Source organism: Alishewanella agri BL06, from assembly GCF_000272005.1.
Lineage (GTDB): Bacteria > Pseudomonadota > Gammaproteobacteria > Enterobacterales > Alteromonadaceae > Alishewanella > Alishewanella agri.
In genome coordinates this window covers 130,637-148,844 of the sequence record NZ_AKKU01000026.1, presented here as the reverse complement: position 1 = coordinate 148,844, position 18,208 = coordinate 130,637, and the positions used below count along the sequence as shown (strand labels likewise).

The following is an 18,208-nucleotide window of genomic DNA, read 5'->3' as shown; positions in this document are numbered from 1 at the left end:
ACTTAATCCTTCTTCGCGTGCAGCGCCCGGATCCGGCTGGCCAGACTGTACAACCGGATAAAGCCTTCAGCGTCTTTCTGGTTATAGACTTCATCACCTTCAAAGGTGGCAAAGGCTTCAGAGTACAAACTATTCGGCGAGCGACGCTTGGCCACAGTGACATTACCTTTATACAGCTTGACCACTACATCACCGGTCAGCTGCGCGGCTAATGAGGTGGCGGCTGCCAGCAAGGCGTCTTTCAACGGTGTAAACCAACGGCCATCATAGACCAGCTGGGCAAACTCTAAACCTACTTCTTCCCGATATTTCAGTGAGGTGCGGTCATAAACCAGCGCTTCCAGGCCTTTTAGTGCCGCCAGAATAATGGTACCGCCCGGCGTTTCATAACAGCCACGGGACTTCATGCCAACTAACCGGTTTTCGACGATATCAATCCGGCCAACACCATGCTCAGAGCCAACGGCATTTAGCAGTTCAATGGCTGCCACACCATTCATGGCCTGACCATTGACCTTTTTCAGCTCACCGGCTTCGAAGCTCAGCTCAACATATTCGGCTTTGTCCGGCGCTTGCTCCGGAGATTTGGTCCACATCCAGATCTGGTCAGATGGTTCATTCCATGGATTTTCAATTTCGCCGCCTTCATGCGAAATATGCCACAGGTTAGCATCGCGGCTGTAGATTTTGGTGGCAGAAGCCGTGGTTGGGATCTTCTTCTCGGCCAGATAATTTAACAGCGATTGCCGGGAGTTAAACTCCCATTCCCGCCAGGGCGCGATAACTTTTAACTGCGGTGCCAGGGCAGCAAAAGCGCCTTCAAACCGCACCTGATCATTACCTTTACCGGTACAGCCATGACAGAGCGCATCAGCGCCCAGCTCCAGTGCCAGTTTGACCTGAGCGCGGGCAATCACTGGCCGCGCCATTGAGGTGCCAAGCAAATACTGGCCTTCATAGACAGCGCCGGTTTTTAAGGTCGGGAAAATCACTTCGTTTACCAGCTCTTCACGCAAGTCAACAACATAGCAGCTGCTAGCGCCAGAGTTAATGGCTTTTTGCTCTACGCCAGCCAGCTCTTCGTCGCCTTGGCCAACATTAGCGACGAAAGCGATGACTTCACAGTCATAGTTATCTTTTAACCAAGGTACAATGGCCGAGGTATCTAAACCGCCAGAATAAGCCAGTACCACTTTTTTTACGTTCTTTACGCTCATTACCAACCTCAACTAAATAAACTGACTAACACAGCATTTTGCGCATGCATCCGGTTTTCCGCCTGCTGCAATGCCAGAGAAAATTCACTGTCCAGCACTTCACTGGTCACTTCCTGACCACGATGTGCCGGCAAACAGTGCATAAAATGTTTTACTGCCAACCGTTGCATGGCAGCGGTATTAATTTGATAAGGTGCAAAAATACGTTGTACCTGCGCCGGATCGGCTTTATTCCCCATCGACACCCAGGTATCGGTATAGATCGCATCCGCACCTGCGGCTGACGACAAATGCTGACTGAGTGTCAGCTTGGCGCCACTGTGCTGCGCCAACTCCTGTGCTTTTAATAGCACATGAGCATCAGGACCAAAGCCCTGTGGCGTCACGACTGTCAGATCCATGCCCATAATGGCGGCGCCCAACATCAACGAATGACAGACATTATTGCCATCGCCAACAAAGGCCAGATGCACTTTATTCAGGTCACCATATTGCTCTTTTAAAGTCAGTAAATCGGCCAGTGCCTGGCATGGATGGTAAAGGTCACTTAGTGCGTTAATCACCGGTTTTTTACTGCTTAGCGCCAGCTGTACCAGCGTTTTTTGCGAGTAAACCCGTGCCACTATCGCATCGGTCCAGCACGCCAAATTGCTGCCAAAATCCTCTACCGACTCACGCACGCCCATAGCGCCGTTTTGCAAATCCAGATAGACACTGTGGCCACCGAGTTTGTAAATACCAACATCGAAACTGACGCGGGTGCGCAGCGAGGGCTTTTCAAACAACAGCGCAATGCTGCGGCCCTTTAATGCCTGCTGGTAATCCTGCGGGTTTTGTTTGATATTCAGCGCTAACTCGAGCAGCGCCTTAAGTTGTGTCTGATCCAGTTCAGCTAAACACAGCAGCTGGGTTAATTTACTCATAAAACACACGTATCCGCTAAGCGGTTTCCTTATATTTTGGCGCTAAGCTGCGCCCTGAGGTTAATACATAATGCAGGTGCCAACAGGCTTATCCTGCATCAGGTTTTGCAAATCTTCCGGATTCTGCCAGCCGGCAACGACGATATTACTTTGCAGTGCGGCAGCCGTTTCCAGCGCGGCATCCAGTTTGACTTTCATGCCGCCCTTGATCACCCCCTGTGTCACCAGCTCAGCCGCTTGCGCAGTGCTTAAGGTTGGGATCAGTTGCATCTGGGCATCTAAAATGCCCGGCACATCAGTCAGTAATACCAGTTGGCCCTTGACCAGCTGACAAATCGCCGCTGCAGCCAGATCCGCATTCACATTTAACAACTGCCCCTCTGCACCTATACCAATAGAGCTAAATACCGGGGTAAAACCTTGTTCTAATAACAGGTTAAGTAAGGTCGGCTCAGCCGGCTTTGCGATACCTACCGCGCCCAGTTTATTGTTCACGCTAAACTGACAGCTATTACCTGCTGACAGATTCAGACCAACGGGGTTTAAACCCGCTAATATCGCCCGGCTGACCATTTCGGCATTGACCGCGCCGTCCAGCGCACCGGTTATCACTGGCATTTGCTCAGCCGGTGACACCCGCTGACCATCAATTTTTTCGGTATTAAAACCAAATTTTGCCAGCCACTGGTCAACCTGGTCACCGCCGCCATGCACCAGTACCACTGGTCGCCGCTGTTTAATGTTGGCACACACTGCTAACAAGGCATCCAGCGCCGCTCTGTCTTGCAACAGGCGGCCGCCCATTTTTAATACCACTGGTTTCATGCGACGGCTCCTGCAAATAAACCAGCCGTTTCCGGTTTGCCAAAACGTACGTTCGCAGCTTGCATAGCCTGCGCTGCCGCGCCTTTTAACAGGTTGTCGATCGCCGACATAATCACCAATTGCTCGCCATCCTGTTGCCAGTAAAGGTCACAGAACGGGGTGCCGGCAACGTCAGCGACATTAGGGGATTTATCAGTAAAACGGATCAGCGGCTTACCGGTATAGGCCTGGCTAAAAGCCGACTTGACCTGCTCCGCGCTGACACCAGGCTTCAGGTTCACCACACAGGTGGCCAGAATGCCACGTTTAAAATTACCCAGGTGAGGCGTGAATACCACTTTACGGCCAAGGTTCTGCTCAATCTCCGGCCGGTGCCGATGCTTGAAGAAACCATAGGCATTCAGACCCACTTCGCAGAAAGAGGTGGTCAGGCTGGCTTTACGGCCTGCGCCCGATACACCGCTGGTCGCACTGATCACCGGGATACAATCCGCCGCAACCAGACCGGCCTTTAACACCGGTAATAATGCCAGTGAACAGGCGGTAGGATAACAGCCGGGTACCGAGACCAGATCGCCCAGCGGCTCAGTTTGCCATTCCATTAACGAATAGACGGCTTGCTCGAGTAATTCCGGATGTTGATGGGCATAGCCATAGTACTGCGGATACAGCTCTGGCTGCTTTAAGCGAAAGGCGCCGGACAGGTCAAACACCTTAATCCCTTTGGCCAACAGTTTAGGCGCCACCTCTTCACTGGCCTCATGCGGCAGCGCCAGAAATGCCACCTCGATATCCAGCTCAGGGATCAGGCTGTCCTGCCAGGGCTCCACCAGAATATCGACTTGCCGGGCAAAACGCGGATATAAGCTAGCCAGCGGCTCAGGATCACGGCCGCCAGAGGCAAAAGCATAACTGAGTTCAAAATAAGGGTTTGCGCTTAACAAGGCACAAAGCTCTGCGCCGCTGTAACCGGCAGCGCCTAATACCGCGCTACGAATTTTTGAGGATTTTGAAATATCAGACATGAAATACTCTTACTAACAAAAAACACAAGCTACCAGTTATAGCACAAACTGGCGCCTAGTGTAGTGGGAAGGACATGCACAATCAAGAATTATTATGCTGTTTTTTTGAATTATTATCCATTTTTGTTTGGCTGACCCGCAATGACCAGCAGGTTACGACCATCTCGCTTGGCCTGATACAACGCCTGGTCGGCATGCAACAGCAATTGTGATAAATCGAGTTTATAGTTAGTCGTTAGGCCAATACTGATCGTGATATGTAGATCCGGAGCAATATCGTTCAGATCGAGCCGCTCTACTTTGTGTCTTAGTCGTTCACAAACTTCGGTAGCATCCTCAAGTGAGGTATCGGGTAACAGAATTGCAAACTCCTCTCCACCCCAGCGGGCTAACAAATCGATACTGCGGCTTTGTTGTTTTAGTACCGCCGCTACCCGCTTCAATACCTCATCACCGACGGCATGCGATAACTGATCATTGACCCGTTTAAAATGATCGACATCAAGTAAAGCCAGACACAGTGTCGTATGATAGCGCTGTGCCCGCTGATATTCATGCTGCAGGGCCTCATCAAATGCCCGCCGGTTAGCCAGACCGGTCAACGCATCTTGCCGGGCTAACAGTTGCAATTCTGCGGTTTGTTCGGCGACCAGCTTGCGCAGCCGCAATTCACTGCGCTGTAAACTGCCTAACCGCCAACGAATACCGAGAATTAACGAGCCAGCCAATATTGCCAGTAACAGTAACTGAAACCAGCCGCGTTGCCATAAATGCGGTAGCACAGTAAAGGTCAGCACAGCTTCATTTTTACTCCAATCGCCGCCCGGATAGGCAGCGGCGACCCGGAAGCGATAATCACCCGGCGGTAAGTTGGTATATTCAGCTAAAATGGACGAGCCACGATTTACCCATTGTAAATCGAAACCCTCCAGCAAGGTTCGATATTGGATGCGCTGCGACATCACGTAACCGAGCCCGGCATAGTGAATTTCTATCCGGTTGGTGCCTGCGGCCAACTGATGTCCATCTTTTACGGCATAATCGGTACCATCTGCAGCCAGCTCTTCTATCACCACAGGTGGCGTAATGCGCGCAAAACGTTGCAACCGTTCGGGCTGGACCCGGCTTACCCCCATCGATGTCGCAACCCAGACTGAGCCGTCATGATAAAGCGCCGCGGCACCCATAGATCCGCCATTCGCCTGGGCGCTGGCCATCCCATCGCTTTCGCCATACAGCTCAATATCTACCCAACCACGACGGCCAGCAATCACATCCAAGGCCACTTGCCGCTCTAGCCGTAACACGCCTCGGTTACTGCTAATCCAAAAGTAACCTTGTTGATCGAGTACCAACTGAAATAGCTTGTCAAACGGCATACCCTGTGCGCGGCCAATCATCCGGATTTGATCATTCGCCAGATCATAGGCTAACAAGCCTCGGTCAGTCGTCATCCATAAGATACCGGCTTGAGTATCCTCTGCAAAGCCAAAGGCATAGTCTGCATCGTCGAATGGTTGTAAGTTCAGACGTTGTAAGCTTCCATCAGGCTTCAGCACTGCCACACCGGCGCCACTGCCAATAAAGATCCGCTGATCGGCGCTTTGGTATAACGCCATAATAAAGGGGCTGGGCAGACCATGCTCCCGGCTGAAATATTGCGCGGTTCCGTTGTCGATATAAGCTGCGCCAAGGGCGGTGCCGACCCAAATTTTGCCGTCAGCCAGTGGCAAAATGGCACGGACTTCATTTGCCGGTAACAAATTACCGGCATGGTAGTGCTGCACAATCTGCCCCTGCTGCAATTGAATCAAGCCATCTGCATAGGTGCCAGCCCAAAGGCTCCCATCTGGCCCCTCGGCCAGGCTTAATATTGATTGCCCAATACTGACGGCACTTAAGTCCAATTGTTTAAGCTGGCCTTTGCAGTATTGGTTTAAACCCCGACTACTGCCGATATACATACAGCCATCAGAATGCGATAACACGGTGCGGATAAAATTGCCCGCCAGCCCCTGCTCAGTGGTAAAGGTAGTGAAAGGGGCATCTCGCAGCCGAAAAACCCCGCCATTAGTGCCAACCCATAAGCTTTTTTCGTTATCCTGCAACAATGCCAGAATTCGATTATTCGGCAACCCTTGCCGGATATCTAATTGCTCTGTGATGCCGTGACGCTGACGCAATAAACCCCGGTCGACAGTACCAATCCACAGCAGATCACGGCTTTCCTGCAGCAAGGCTGAAACCGGAACATTAGCAAGTAAGGTCTCTGCTGCACTCGTCGGCGTTGCTATGCTGTACAGACCGCGCTCTGTGCCAACCAACAACTCATTTTCCCGCTCAGTTAATGCAAATACCGGGGTTCGGTGCAACTCCACTGCGCTGGGTTGCTGCAGCTGTAATTGCTGATCGAGAAATACCAAGCCATCGGACGTACCAATCCAAATCCGTCCTGCCTGATCTTCAAGTAGGCTATGCACCTGATCTGAGGGCAGGCCATCTGTTTGCTGCAGGACGATGCGGCTGCCATCAGGGTTTTGCCGATACAGCCCCTTACCTTCGGTGGCTAGCCACAACCGATCCTGACTATCGAGTAACACCCGGTTAATCAGCACCCCTAACGGGGGTTGTGCTTGCCAGATACCGTCTTTGATTTTTACTAAACCACCACGAGAGCCGGCAACCCATAGCGCCTGGTGCCGGTCCAGATGAAATGTTCTGACACCAACATCTGGCAGACCAGTAAGCGGGCTGCGATCATAAATTTTAAACTCGCGACCATTGTAACGGGCAACGCCTTCCCAGGTGCCAAACCATAGGTAGCCGTCTGGAGTTTGGGCAATGGCATTAATGGTGTTGTGCGGCAGACCATCACGGGTGTTCAGGCTTTCTTTGAAGTAGTTATCTAAAGCTGGGATCGGCGCAGCGGCCTCTGCCAGGTGGCTATCTTGAGCCAACAGCGCAAGCGGACTAAAAAAACAACAGCACAGTATTAAGCGAAACCACGGCAACAATGACATTCAGATAATCCGTTAACTTCAGCAGCCACCAGGCAGCATATTAGATGCAGATTAACCGAGTTAGCCGGCTTTTGCCAATATCCCGCTTAGTAAAAGCTCAACCTACCCAGCCAGCTGTGCTACCAGCTGTGCCAAATCGGCATGTAAGCCGCCGGCGGTAACAATGCTGCCGGCTCCCGGACCTTTTAGCACCAACGGGTTATCACGATACCAGTTCGATTCAATCACAAAGATATTATCGCACGGCGCCAGTGCAGCTAAAGGTGCATCCAATGCCACCGCTTGTAAACTGACCTCAGCTTTAATTTGCCCTGCTTGTAGCGACAGACTAGCCGCATAGCGCAGTACTTGCTGGTTAGCTTTAGCTTGTTGATAGAGCGCCAGCATTTGTCTGTCTAACCGCTCACGCTGTTGCCAGAAATCCTGCCATTCTCCAGTTGCTAATTCGGTGGGTAGTAACGGGTTTAAACGGATATCGGCTAAATCCAATTTCAGTCCCAGCTCGCGTGCCAACACTAGTAACTTGCGTTGTACGTCTTTGCCGGATAAATCATCACGAGGATCCGGCTCGGTGTAACCCAGCTGCTGCGCTTCAAGCACAAACTCAGAGAACGGCTTACTGCCATCATATTGGCATAGTAGCCAGGATAAGGTACCGGAGAACACACCACTGATCCGTTGGATCTGATCACCACTTTGTAGTAATTCCTGGATAATCCGTTGTACCGGCAAACCGGCACCGACGGTAGTATTACTTAACCAGCACAACTTGTGCTGACGCAACTGCTGACGTAGTGCCTGATATTCTGCGTCCGGTAAGGTTACCCCTTGCTTATTAGCACTGATGATATGGCAACCAGCCTGAATCAAGGCCGGATACTGCCGGGCAAAACTCTGACTGGGCGTAATATCGATGACAACTTTAGGTCCTGCGAGGTCTTGCAGATACGCGACCAAGTCAGCCGCAGCATAACCTTTGCCAAACTGTTGAAAGTCGCGCTGCCAACTATCCGCCGCTAAATTCGACGCCAAAAGCGCATGCCGCGAGTTAACAATCCCCGCCAGTTGTAATGCAATTTTCCCGCTAAAGCGTTGTTGCTGTTTACTAAAACGGGTTAAAAATTCAGATCCCACATTGCCAGTTCCGGCGACGATTACTTGCAGCTCAGGTATAGCTTTGCTCTCTGCCAGCAGAGAATACGCCTTTGCGGTCATTATTCATCTCCCTGAGCAGCCAGGGCCGCTGCGACAACCGCCAGCGCCTGCGCTAAGTCAGCCAGCAGATCAGAAACCTCTTCGATACCTACGGATAACCGAATCAAGGTGTCGGTAATTCCGGCTGTCTTTTGCGCTGCGGCATCCATCGAGGCATGCGTCATACTCGCCGGGTGACAAATCAAGCTTTCGGTGCCACCTAACGACTGTGCCAAGGTAAAGTATCGTAGCGCGGCAAAAAAATCGGCCAGTAAGGCTGCCGGGGCTTTTAATTCAAAACTACACATTGCGCCAAAACCGGCTTGCTGGGCTTTTGCAACCTGATGACCGGGATGATCGGCTAAACCCGGATAGTAGACCCGGGCCACAAGCGGATGCTTAACCAAAAAGTCCACCACTGCTGCGGTATTGGCTTGCTGCGCCTTAAGCCGTAAGGGCAAAGTTCTTAACCCGCGCAGCGTTAAATAGGAATCCAGGGCACCGGCGGTTAAACCAAGACAATTCCCCCACCATTTCAGCTCATCGGCCACGCTTTGCTGTTTCGCAATCACCGCGCCACCAATAATATCACTATGACCGTTGATAAATTTGGTGGTGGAGTGCACCACGATATCCGCGCCAAGCGCCAGCGGCTGCTGTAACACTGGCGATAGAAAGGTGTTATCCACTACAACCAGCGCACCAAACTGCTGTGCCCGCTGGCATACACTAGCGATGTCAGTAATTTGCAGTAGCGGATTACTGGGCGTTTCCAGCCAAATCATCCTTGGGGTAGCGCCTTGCAACTGACTAACCCAGTCTGCTTGCTGAAAGTTAACGATAATCAACTTAAACGCCTGCTTTTTATAGGCTAAATTGGTAAATAGCCGATAACTGCCACCATAACAATCGTGCGGAATAACCAACGTATCTGCTGGCGTCAGCAGCTGCAACGCCAGTAAACAGGCTGACATACCGGTATTAGTGATGATCGCTTTAGCGCCACCTTCCAACTCGGCCAAGGCTTCGCCCAGAATATCCCGGGTTGGATTATTCGAGCGCGAATAATCATAAGCGCCGGCTTGACGAAAGGCCGGCAGCTGGTAAGTTGAGCTAAGATAAATCGGTGGAGTGACAGCCGCAAAGGCAGGATCTTCAGCAATACCGGCACGAACGGCGATGGTGGCAGAATGGCGCTTGGTCATAAATAAATTTCTTTTAGATGTTTAGACGTCTAAAAGTATAATCATTAAAAACTGGAAGTCAAACCATTTAGCCGTCTATAATCTTTATTTATTGCACACTATTTGACTGCCCGACAGAAAGCAGTAGAATTCGGGGTTTGCGCTAAATAGCAAAATTATAATTAACGACAAGGGATCCCTTATGGCTAAGTGGAATGGTGAATATATTCACCCCTACGCAGAACACGGTAAAAAGTCAGAACAAGTAAAAAAAATTACCGTTTCAATACCGCTGAATGTATTAAAAGTTTTAACTGATGAACGTACCCGCCGCCAGGTAAACAATTTACGGCACGCAACCAACAGTGAATTACTGTGTGAAGCTTTCCTGCATGCCTTTACCGGTCAGCCTTTGCCTGCCGATGAAGACTTACGCAAAGACAATCCACACCAGATCCCGGCTGAGGTCAGACAAATCCTGACCAGCATGGGTAAAGAAATCCCGGTAATTATCGAAGCTGATAGCGACGAAGAATAAAAAAACCGCCTTTCGGCGGTTTTTTTATGATCAAGGCTGGAAGTAAGCCTCTGGCATCGGGATCCGGGCAACGCCGGATGCCACGGCTGCTTCCGCAACCGCGCGGGCAACCCGTGATAACAATCTGGGATCCATCGGTTTTGGAATAATATAGGCTTTACCAAACTCCAGGCTCGGAACCTTTGCGGCTTGCAGCACTTCCTGGGGAACTGGCTCTTTTGCAATCGCCCGAATCGCCTGTACCGCCGCCAGTTTCATTTCATCATTAATCACACTGGCCCGCACATCTAAAGCACCGCGGAAAATAAACGGAAAACACAGCACATTATTCACTTGATTTGGATAGTCGGAACGGCCGGTGGCCATAATTAAATCACTACGCTCAGCATGTGCTAATTCCGGTTTAATTTCTGGATCCGGATTCGAACAAGCAAAAATTACCGGCTTATCCGCCATCAGTTTTAGTGCTTCCGGTGGCAGCACGTCTGGGCCGGAAACACCAACAAACACATCAGCGCCGGCCAAGGCATCTTCCAAGGTGCGTTTATCGGTATTGTTAGCGAACAGTTGCTTATACTGATTTAAATCTTCACGCCGGGTATGAATAACGCCTTTGGTATCTAACATATAAATATGTTCACGCATGGCGCCACATTTAATCAGTAATTCCATACAGGCAATAGCGGCCGCGCCAGCGCCCATACAGACAATAATGGCTTTACTGATATCTTTGCCCTGGATCTCCAACGCATTCAGCAAACCAGCCGCTGTGACGATGGCAGTGCCATGCTGATCATCATGAAATACCGGGATATTGCAGCGTTTAATCAGTTCCTGTTCAATCTCAAAACACTCAGGTGCTTTGATATCCTCCAGATTAATGCCGCCAAAAGTATCAGCAATATTGGCAACGGTATTAATGAACTCTTCGGTAGTACGATGGCTGACTTCGATATCAATCGAGTCCAGATTAGCAAAACGCTTGAACAACAACGCCTTGCCTTCCATTACCGGTTTTGATGCCAAATGACCGAGATTACCCAGGCCCAAAATGGCGGTGCCATTAGAAATAACCGCCACTAAGTTGCCCTTAGCGGTATATTTGTAAATGTTTGTCGCATCCGCTGCTATTTCACGCACGGGTTCAGCGACACCCGGACTATAGGCCAGAGCCAGGTCGGTAACGGTTTCTGCTGGCTTGCTGATTTCGATACTGATTTTTCCAGGGCGAGGTTCTGCGTGATAACGCAGGGCTTGTTCTCTGAAATCGGACATTAATAAAGTTTCCTGATAATTTGAGTAGGTACAGAGTAAGGCTCGGGTTTAGGCTTTGTAGTTATACGTTTGGCCCGGTGTTGGCTCATTTTAATGAGCTCTGTTCTGGAAAAACACTGAAATCATGCTGGACGTACCAGAGCAGTGCTAATCCGTCTTTACGACTTTAGTAGGATTCGTATCTGTTATAACAAAGTTCCAAACAGACGCCAAGAGTTCTGGACATCTGTTTTGGCTAAAAATGTGGAATTTTTGCACGGCGCATTGATCGCACCCAGTTATAGTTAGTTATAACTCAGTTAACCATTTACAACAATGAAACACTTTTTTTACAGAATAAACGAGCTGATCACTTGACCAAAAGCAGTCATTGGCTAAAATCGGCACAGTTAACTATTTTTTAACCAGAGGCGATATGAAAATTATTTCTGTAGCACTTATTATCGGCAGTCTGCTGACCTATCCTGTTACCGCTGAGGCCAATAGTAATAGTGAGCTACAGGCTGCTGAACATATTTGTAGTGATAACGATTGTACTAAAGAGTTACGGCGCCTGATCAGGCTCGCCCGAGGCGGTAGCGGCGATGCTGCCGCTTTCGTCGCGATGGCTTACGCCACAGGAGATGGTTTGGAACAAAATCACCAGCAAGCATTACGCTACCTGAGAATGGGTGTACGTCAACGTAACGCGATGGCGGTTTATCTGATGTCTGACTGGTTACGTAATGGCTTTGTTGCAGAGCAAGATGTCGCTGAAGCAGATCGCTTACTGCAGCTCGCGGTAAAATTAAACTATGGTCCGGCGCAATATGCCCGGGCACTGCAATTGCTGCAGCAAGAGCAACCTGAGAGTTTGTCTCTTGCCATTGATTTGTTAGAACAAGCTTCAGCGCAACGCTTAGCCAGCGCCATGCTATTACTGGGGCAACTGAAACAACATGGCGTAGGTATGGAGCCGGATTTACCTGGCGCAGCAGAGCTATATAAGAGACTAGTGTTATCCGGACAAACGTCAGCCCGACCTTATTTACAACAGATCACTGAGCAGTTAGCTGGGGACCAACAACATCAAACGCTGGTAGCGGACCTGCGTGAAGTCGACAATATCGAAGTGATTCGGGTTTCAGGTCAGCAGCTGCAAGCGAGTAATATGCTGGAGGGCTTGGTGCGTCGCTTGTCACAATCCGGGCAGTACGATAGTCGTTCAGTGGGCACCCGAATCCGGGGCCTAAGCTGTGAGCAAACCGGCAGTAACTGTTCCAGTACCCGACCGGAGCGCGGTGCCAGCTCATTGAATGAAGTGCTTACCGGTAATCAGTAGTCGCCGACACAACAGCAAATGTCAGACCCAGACTAAAGCGCATAAAAAAACCGGAGCAAGCTCCGGTTTTTTTAGTACAGACAGCAGATTAACGGCTGCCCAGTACCGAGAAACGCTTCTTGAAGCGGTCAACACGACCACCTACGTCTAACACTTTTTGCTTACCAGTGTAGAATGGGTGGCAAGCTGAGCACACGTCCAGGTGGATGTCTTTGCACAGTGCTGAACTGGTTTTGAATGAATTACCGCAAGTACAGGTTGCAGTAATTTCTTTGTATTCCGGGTGGATACCTGGTTTCATGGGTTACCTCGTTAGGCCGCATCGCTATCTGGTCGCATTTTTATCGCCAGACACCATACGTAATTACAGTTAATTAAGGGCGCGTAGCTTAATAGATAGCCATTAAAGTTGCAACCGTAAAACTGAAAAAGCCGACATTTTTGTTTTACTTGGCAAGCCGCTATCGCTTCCTTAAACTTGAGTCTTGTTTCTCTTGCTATGGAAGCTGTTGTGACCGCAATTCGCGTTGCCCTGCCCGTCCCTTTACGTCAGCATTTTGATTATCTGTTACCTGCTAACATGCAGGTACAGATCGGCTGTCGTGTCCGGGTGCCTTTTGGTAAACGTGAACTGATAGGTATTGTCTGGCAACTGGACGTTACTCCAGAGGTCGCGGCGGAGCAATTAAAACCGGTATTGGCCGTCATCGACCAAACAGCCGTGCTACCTAAGCTGCTGCGACAATTACTCAGTTTTGCTGCCGATTATTATCATCATCCGCTGGGCGAAGTCTTAACCGCGGCCTTGCCAGCATTGCTGCGTGAAGGTCGCGAGCTTAGCGCCTATCAGCCGACCAGCTATCGCTTAACGGCCGAAGGCGCTGCGGCTAAACTCAGTGATTTTAGTCGCTCTCCAAAACAAGCAGCACTGTGGCAGGCATTATCTGAGCAAGCCTTGTCAGAAACCACGCTAAAAACGCAATTTAGCAGTAACACGCTAAAGCAATTAATCGATAAGGGCTTGATAACCCGCTTCCAAACCACACCAGAACCTTACCAGTTTCAAGGGTTGGCAGAACCCGCTTTGCAACTGACCGCAGATCAGGCGCTGGCTGTGACGGCACTCAATCAGGCACAGGGCAGTTTCAAATCTTTCTTACTCGAGGGGGTAACCGGCTCGGGTAAAACCGAGGTCTACCTGCAGTGTATTGCCCCGTTACTGCAAGCCGGCAAACAAGTGTTAGTGTTGTTACCAGAAATTGGTTTAACCCCGCAAACACTGTCCCGCTTTGCCCAGCGTTTTCAGGCGCCGATTCTGGTGTGGCATTCCAATCTCAGTGATGGTGAGCGATTACAATGCTGGCTGCAGGCAGCCAGTGGCGCAGCGGCAGTGATCATCGGCACCCGCTCGGCGCTGTTTCTGCCGTTTCGTCAGTTGGGGCTGATTATTATCGATGAGGAACATGATCTGTCACTGAAACAACAGGATGGCTTTCGTTACCATGCCCGTGATCTGGCCATCAAGCGTGCCGCATTAGAGATATGCCCGATCCTGCTTGGTTCCGCAACACCCAGCCTGGAGTCACTGTACAATTGTCAGCAAGGCCGTTTTATTCATCTGCAACTCACTGCGCGTGCCAGTGGCCAGGCGTTACCCAAGGTAGAACTGATTGATTTAAAACAACAGGTACTACAGTACGGCCTGGCACAGCAAACCCTGCAGCAAATGCAACAACAGTTGCAGGCCGGCAAACAGGTGATGTTGTTTTTAAATCGCCGCGGTTTTGCGCCCGCTCTTAGCTGTCAGGAATGTGGCTGGTTAACTGAATGTCAGCGTTGTAGTGCCTTTACTACGTATCACAAGCATAGCCGACAGCTGGTGTGTCACCACTGTGGTGCGACCCGTGCCGTGCCGCGCCAATGTGGCGGCTGTGGCAGCCCACGGCTGGCACCCGTTGGTCAGGGAACCGAACAACTGGAAGAACATCTGACCACCCTATTTCCGGATATTCCGGTCACCAGACTGGATCGCGACAGCACCCGCCGCAAAGGTGCTTTTGCCAGCTTGTTATCCGAAATTGAACAAGCTGGCCCCAGATTGATTCTGGGTACCCAGATGTTGGCAAAAGGCCATCATTTTCCTTTTGTTACGCTAGTGGTCATCGTCGATGTAGACGGCGCTTTGTACAGTGCCGATTTTCGTGCACCCGAGCAACTCGGCCAACTGCTAACCCAAGTCGCCGGCCGTGCTGGTCGTGGCCATGATAAAGGTAAGGTGCTCCTGCAAACCCAGCACCCAGAACATGCATTACTGCAGGATATTATTTTAAACGGTTATGCTGCCTTTGCCCGCAGTGCCTTGCTAGAGCGCCAGCAAACTTTTTTACCGCCTTGCCAGCATCTGGCGTTATTTCGGGCCGAGGCGCATCAGAGTGAGCCGTGTCAGCAACTATTACAGCAACTGGCCACGTTTTGTCAGCAATACCCCAGTGTACAATTGCTTGGCCCCTTGTTATCACCGTTAGAGCGCAAAGCGGGTAAATATCGCTGGCAGCTCCATTTATACGCTAAACATCGGCCGCAACTGCACCAGTTACTGAGCGCGTTATTAATTGAAATCCCGAAATGGCCGCTGAGTCGGAAAATAAAGTGGCAACTGGATGTCGATGCGCTAGATCTGAGCTAAGTCGCGGCAGATCGGCGCTGTGTGGTTTCCTTTTCTGTCGATCCGGGTAGAATACGGGTTGATCTAAAAACAGGTAATTAATTCGTCGTATGCCACAAAGAGATTATGTACGCGCCAGCCGTCCGAAAGCGCCAGCCAAAAAAGCCGGTGCAGCCAGGGGCGGTCGTGGTAAAGCGCCAGCAGCTGCGTCTAAACCCTGGCTGCTGATTGCCCTGACTTTACTGACGCTGAGCGTCTTTATTTACGGCTTATGGTTTTTACGGCAACAACCGGTCGTCACACCTGAGCCGGTCGCGACGCCGGTGAAGGTTGCCCCAAAGGACGAATTACCACCCAAGCCACAAGCTGAGCCTTATCAATATATTAAAGAGCTCGAAAATAAAGAGATTACCGTCGAGGTACCGCAGCAGCAACGTAGCGTACCAGCGGTATTGCAATGTGGCTCGTTCCGGCAGCAAAACCAGGCCGAACAAATGAAAGCGCAGATCGCCTTTGCTGGCATTGCAACTGATGTGCGCCGCACCGAGGGCAGCAATGGCGTTTGGTTTAGAGTTGTTGCCGGGCCCTATGAGTCGCGACGTGCCGCCACCGCCGATATGAACCGTTTACGCCAAATGGGGATAAATACTTGTCAGGTACGAAACGTCACTTGAAAAATGTGAGTTGCCCCCTTACTTAAGCCCTATGTTTCTGCCATAGGGCTTTTTTATGACTACTATCGTCTCTGTTCGCCGCAATGGCCATGTTGCCATCGGTGGTGATGGCCAGGTCTCGCTGGGTAATACCGTAATGAAGGGCAATGCCCGCAAGGTTCGCCGCCTCTATCACAATAAGGTACTGGCCGGTTTTGCCGGCGGCACCGCTGATGCCTTTACGCTGTTCGAACGCTTCGAAGCCAAGCTGGAAATGCATCAGGGCCACTTAATGCGCGCCGCCGTTGAACTGGCGAAAGACTGGCGTACCGATCGTATGCTGCGTAAGCTGGAAGCCCTGTTAGCGGTGGCCGATGCCAATACCTCACTGATTATCACCGGTAATGGTGATGTGGTGCAGCCAGAACATGATTTAATTGCCATTGGCAGTGGTGGTCCCTTTGCCCAGGCAGCCGCCACCGCTTTGTTACAAAATACTGAGCTCAGCGCCCGCGATATCGTGGAAAAAAGCCTGAAAATTGCCGGTGATATCTGTGTCTACACCAATCACCACCAGACTATTGAAGAATTGTAAGCAGGTAGCCCATGTCTGATATGACCCCAAGAGAAATAGTCCACGAACTGGATCGCCATATTATTGGCCAGAACAAGGCCAAACGGGCTGTCGCCATCGCGCTGCGTAATCGTTGGCGCCGCATGCAATTAGATCCGGCGCTGCGCCAGGAAGTGACGCCAAAAAATATTCTGATGATAGGCCCAACCGGTGTCGGTAAAACCGAAATTGCCCGCCGCCTGGCCAAGCTGGCGAACGCGCCTTTTATTAAAGTTGAAGCCACCAAGTTTACCGAAGTCGGCTATGTCGGAAAGGAAGTGGAGAGCATTATCCGTGATCTGACAGACAGCGCGGTGAAGATGTTTCGCGAACAAGCTATTGCCAAAAACCGCTTTCGTGCCGAAGAAGCCGCGGAAGAGCGGATCCTCGATGCGCTGTTACCCAAACCCAAAGACGCCTGGGGCGAGCCGGAAAAAGCCAGCACCGACTCCAATACCCGGCAGATCTTCCGTAAAAAACTGCGTGAAGGCCAGTTAGATGACAAAGAAATCGAACTGGAACTGTCGCAAGGGCCCATTGGCGTAGAAATTATGGCGCCGCCGGGGATGGAAGAGATGACCTCGCAATTGCAGAGCATGTTCCAGAGTCTGGGCAGTGAGAAAAAGAAAAAACGTAAGCTGAAAATTAAAGATGCTTTCAAGCAGCTGATTGAAGAAGAAGCCGCCAAACTGGTCAATCCGGAAGAGCTGAAAGCCGAAGCGCTGGAAGCCGTAGAACAGAACGGCATCGTGTTCCTGGATGAAATAGACAAAATCTGTAAGCGCGGCGAAACCAGCGGCCCTGACGTATCGCGCGAAGGTGTACAGCGTGACCTGCTGCCATTAATCGAAGGCTGCACAGTAAATACCAAGCATGGTATGGTTAAAACCGACCATATCCTGTTTATTGCCTCAGGTGCCTTCCAGATGAGCAAGCCGTCGGATCTGGTGCCTGAACTGCAAGGTCGGTTACCGATCCGCGTTGAGCTGGAAGCCCTAACCGCCGCCGATTTTGAGCGAATTCTGACGGAGCCTAAGGCGTCATTAACCGAGCAGGCGCGTGCCATGCTGGCGACTGAAGGTGTGCAAATTCAGTTTACCGAAGATGGCATTAAACGTATCGCTGCCGCGGCGTTTCAGGTTAATGAAACCACCGAAAATATCGGTGCCCGGCGGCTGTATACGGTGATGGAACGCTTACTGGAAGAGATTTCCTATGATGCCGCCGATCATGCCGGACAACAGATTGCGATTGATGCCGCCTATGTTGAGCAGCATCTGGGCAGCTTGGTGCAGGATGAAGATCTGAGCCGGTTTATCCTGTAATGACCACAGCTTTGGTAAAATTGCACTACCACCGGCAGCGCCGGATCCTGGATCTGGTGGCTGCCAATGGTGACTGTCGCAGCCTCAGCGCAGAATTTCTGCGGGTGCATTCACCATCCGCCGAAGTGCGTGGCCATGGTAACCCCAAATTAGTTGCCAATAAACGGGATGTTGCCATTACCGCCATTACCCCGGTAGGTCACTATGCGGTCAAACTCAGCTTTGATGACGGCCACTATACCGGTTTGTATAGTTTTGCCTATCTGCAACAACTCGCCAGTCAGCAAGAACCGTTATGGCAAGCTTATCTGGCAAAGCTTAAAGCGGCTAATGCCAGCCGAGAGCCTTTGATTAACATTAAATCGCTGTAATCTCAGCTTACAGACCGAACTTAAGCTTGAGGTTAAATGACAGCGGGTTATACTGATGG

General features: G+C 50.8%; 16 protein-coding genes. 7 read left to right on the top strand and 9 right to left on the bottom strand.

Annotated features, from left to right (window positions below):
* Positions 1 to 2: 2 nt before the first annotated feature.
* The 7 genes from AGRI_RS14280 to metB all read right to left on the bottom strand — a co-directional run bounded on the left by AGRI_RS14280 (position 3) and on the right by metB (position 9,409).
* Entirely contained in the window at positions 3 to 1,217 is a 1,215-nt protein-coding gene (locus AGRI_RS14280) for an argininosuccinate synthase (RefSeq protein WP_008609020.1), read from the bottom strand.
* An 8-nt stretch (positions 1,218 to 1,225) separates the two neighbouring features.
* The gene (locus tag AGRI_RS14275) at positions 1,226 to 2,140 is read right to left on the bottom strand and encodes an ornithine carbamoyltransferase (RefSeq protein WP_008985595.1); all 915 of its coding nucleotides are present in this window, start codon (positions 2,138 to 2,140) and stop codon (positions 1,226 to 1,228) included.
* A gap of 60 nt (positions 2,141 to 2,200) precedes the next feature.
* Positions 2,201 to 2,965: an acetylglutamate kinase gene (gene argB / locus AGRI_RS14270; RefSeq protein WP_008985594.1), complete on the bottom strand. Its 765-nt coding sequence runs from the start codon at positions 2,963 to 2,965 to the stop codon at positions 2,201 to 2,203.
* Positions 2,962 to 3,990: an N-acetyl-gamma-glutamyl-phosphate reductase gene (gene argC, locus AGRI_RS14265; protein WP_008985593.1), complete on the bottom strand. Its 1,029-nt coding sequence runs from the start codon at positions 3,988 to 3,990 to the stop codon at positions 2,962 to 2,964. The genes argB and argC overlap by 4 nt, the downstream gene beginning before the upstream one ends.
* Before the next feature lie 113 nt (positions 3,991 to 4,103).
* On the bottom strand, positions 4,104 to 7,010 hold the full coding sequence (locus AGRI_RS14260) for a ligand-binding sensor domain-containing protein (protein ID WP_008985592.1): 2,907 nt from the start codon (positions 7,008 to 7,010) through the stop codon (positions 4,104 to 4,106).
* A 102-nt stretch (positions 7,011 to 7,112) separates the two neighbouring features.
* Positions 7,113 to 8,225, bottom strand: a complete 1,113-nt coding sequence (locus AGRI_RS14255) for an aspartate kinase (RefSeq protein ID WP_008985591.1) — start codon at positions 8,223 to 8,225, stop codon at positions 7,113 to 7,115.
* A complete protein-coding gene (gene metB / locus AGRI_RS14250; RefSeq protein WP_008985590.1) occupies positions 8,225 to 9,409 on the bottom strand; it encodes a cystathionine gamma-synthase in 1,185 nt (394 codons plus the stop codon). The genes AGRI_RS14255 and metB overlap by 1 nt, the downstream gene beginning before the upstream one ends.
* 181 nt (positions 9,410 to 9,590) lie before the next feature.
* Between metB and metJ the strand changes: the two genes are divergently transcribed.
* Positions 9,591 to 9,926: a met regulon transcriptional regulator MetJ gene (gene metJ / locus AGRI_RS14245; protein ID WP_008985589.1), complete on the top strand. Its 336-nt coding sequence runs from the start codon at positions 9,591 to 9,593 to the stop codon at positions 9,924 to 9,926.
* A 30-nt stretch (positions 9,927 to 9,956) separates the two neighbouring features.
* On the opposite strand, the gene AGRI_RS14240 is transcribed toward metJ, so the two are convergent.
* A complete protein-coding gene (locus AGRI_RS14240) occupies positions 9,957 to 11,201 on the bottom strand; it encodes a malic enzyme-like NAD(P)-binding protein (protein ID WP_008985588.1) in 1,245 nt (414 codons plus the stop codon).
* A gap of 415 nt (positions 11,202 to 11,616) precedes the next feature.
* Here AGRI_RS14240 and AGRI_RS14235 point away from each other — a divergent pair, with 415 nt between their 5' ends.
* Positions 11,617 to 12,522: a tetratricopeptide repeat protein gene (locus AGRI_RS14235; protein ID WP_040292131.1), complete on the top strand. Its 906-nt coding sequence runs from the start codon at positions 11,617 to 11,619 to the stop codon at positions 12,520 to 12,522.
* A gap of 88 nt (positions 12,523 to 12,610) precedes the next feature.
* Here AGRI_RS14235 and rpmE read toward each other — a convergent pair whose 3' ends face one another.
* Positions 12,611 to 12,823, bottom strand: coding sequence for a 50S ribosomal protein L31 (gene rpmE / locus AGRI_RS16445; RefSeq protein WP_008985586.1), 213 nt, complete (start codon positions 12,821 to 12,823; stop codon positions 12,611 to 12,613).
* A gap of 198 nt (positions 12,824 to 13,021) precedes the next feature.
* On the opposite strand from rpmE, the gene priA reads away from it, so the two are divergent.
* The 5 genes from priA to AGRI_RS14210 all read left to right on the top strand — a co-directional run bounded on the left by priA (position 13,022) and on the right by AGRI_RS14210 (position 18,149).
* Complete coding sequence (gene priA / locus AGRI_RS14230) at positions 13,022 to 15,208, top strand: primosomal protein N' (protein WP_008985585.1); 2,187 nt, start codon at positions 13,022 to 13,024, stop codon at positions 15,206 to 15,208.
* Positions 15,209 to 15,297: 89 nt separating this feature from the next.
* The gene (locus tag AGRI_RS14225) at positions 15,298 to 15,861 is read left to right on the top strand and encodes an SPOR domain-containing protein (RefSeq protein ID WP_008985584.1); all 564 of its coding nucleotides are present in this window, start codon (positions 15,298 to 15,300) and stop codon (positions 15,859 to 15,861) included.
* 55 nt (positions 15,862 to 15,916) lie between these two features.
* The gene (gene hslV, locus AGRI_RS14220) at positions 15,917 to 16,435 is read left to right on the top strand and encodes an ATP-dependent protease subunit HslV (protein WP_008609034.1); all 519 of its coding nucleotides are present in this window, start codon (positions 15,917 to 15,919) and stop codon (positions 16,433 to 16,435) included.
* Positions 16,436 to 16,446: 11 nt separating this feature from the next.
* Positions 16,447 to 17,778, top strand: coding sequence for an HslU--HslV peptidase ATPase subunit (gene hslU, locus AGRI_RS14215; RefSeq protein ID WP_008985583.1), 1,332 nt, complete (start codon positions 16,447 to 16,449; stop codon positions 17,776 to 17,778).
* Positions 17,778 to 18,149 carry a gamma-butyrobetaine hydroxylase family protein gene (locus AGRI_RS14210; protein ID WP_008985582.1) on the top strand — a complete coding sequence of 124 codons (372 nt, stop codon included), beginning with the start codon at positions 17,778 to 17,780 and terminating at the stop codon, positions 18,147 to 18,149. The genes hslU and AGRI_RS14210 overlap by 1 nt, the downstream gene beginning before the upstream one ends.
* Positions 18,150 to 18,208 lie beyond the last annotated feature (59 nt).

What these genes read in the sequence shown, in the direction of transcription:
- AGRI_RS14280 (WP_008609020.1), bottom strand. Translation starts at nt 1,217, where the DNA reads ATGAGCGTAAAGAACGTAAAAAAAGTGGTACTGGCTTATTCTGGCGGT.
- AGRI_RS14275 (WP_008985595.1), bottom strand. Translation starts at nt 2,140, where the DNA reads ATGAGTAAATTAACCCAGCTGCTGTGTTTAGCTGAACTGGATCAGACA.
- argB (WP_008985594.1), bottom strand. Translation starts at nt 2,965, where the DNA reads ATGAAACCAGTGGTATTAAAAATGGGCGGCCGCCTGTTGCAAGACAGA.
- argC (WP_008985593.1), bottom strand. Translation starts at nt 3,990, where the DNA reads ATGTCTGATATTTCAAAATCCTCAAAAATTCGTAGCGCGGTATTAGGC.
- AGRI_RS14260 (WP_008985592.1), bottom strand. Translation starts at nt 7,010, where the DNA reads ATGTCATTGTTGCCGTGGTTTCGCTTAATACTGTGCTGTTGTTTTTTT.
- AGRI_RS14255 (WP_008985591.1), bottom strand. Translation starts at nt 8,225, where the DNA reads ATGACCGCAAAGGCGTATTCTCTGCTGGCAGAGAGCAAAGCTATACCT.
- metB (WP_008985590.1), bottom strand. Translation starts at nt 9,409, where the DNA reads ATGACCAAGCGCCATTCTGCCACCATCGCCGTTCGTGCCGGTATTGCT.
- metJ (WP_008985589.1), top strand. Translation starts at nt 9,591, where the DNA reads ATGGCTAAGTGGAATGGTGAATATATTCACCCCTACGCAGAACACGGT.
- AGRI_RS14240 (WP_008985588.1), bottom strand. Translation starts at nt 11,201, where the DNA reads ATGTCCGATTTCAGAGAACAAGCCCTGCGTTATCACGCAGAACCTCGC.
- AGRI_RS14235 (WP_040292131.1), top strand. Translation starts at nt 11,617, where the DNA reads ATGAAAATTATTTCTGTAGCACTTATTATCGGCAGTCTGCTGACCTAT.
- rpmE (WP_008985586.1), bottom strand. Translation starts at nt 12,823, where the DNA reads ATGAAACCAGGTATCCACCCGGAATACAAAGAAATTACTGCAACCTGT.
- priA (WP_008985585.1), top strand. Translation starts at nt 13,022, where the DNA reads ATGGAAGCTGTTGTGACCGCAATTCGCGTTGCCCTGCCCGTCCCTTTA.
- AGRI_RS14225 (WP_008985584.1), top strand. Translation starts at nt 15,298, where the DNA reads ATGCCACAAAGAGATTATGTACGCGCCAGCCGTCCGAAAGCGCCAGCC.
- hslV (WP_008609034.1), top strand. Translation starts at nt 15,917, where the DNA reads ATGACTACTATCGTCTCTGTTCGCCGCAATGGCCATGTTGCCATCGGT.
- hslU (WP_008985583.1), top strand. Translation starts at nt 16,447, where the DNA reads ATGTCTGATATGACCCCAAGAGAAATAGTCCACGAACTGGATCGCCAT.
- AGRI_RS14210 (WP_008985582.1), top strand. Translation starts at nt 17,778, where the DNA reads ATGACCACAGCTTTGGTAAAATTGCACTACCACCGGCAGCGCCGGATC.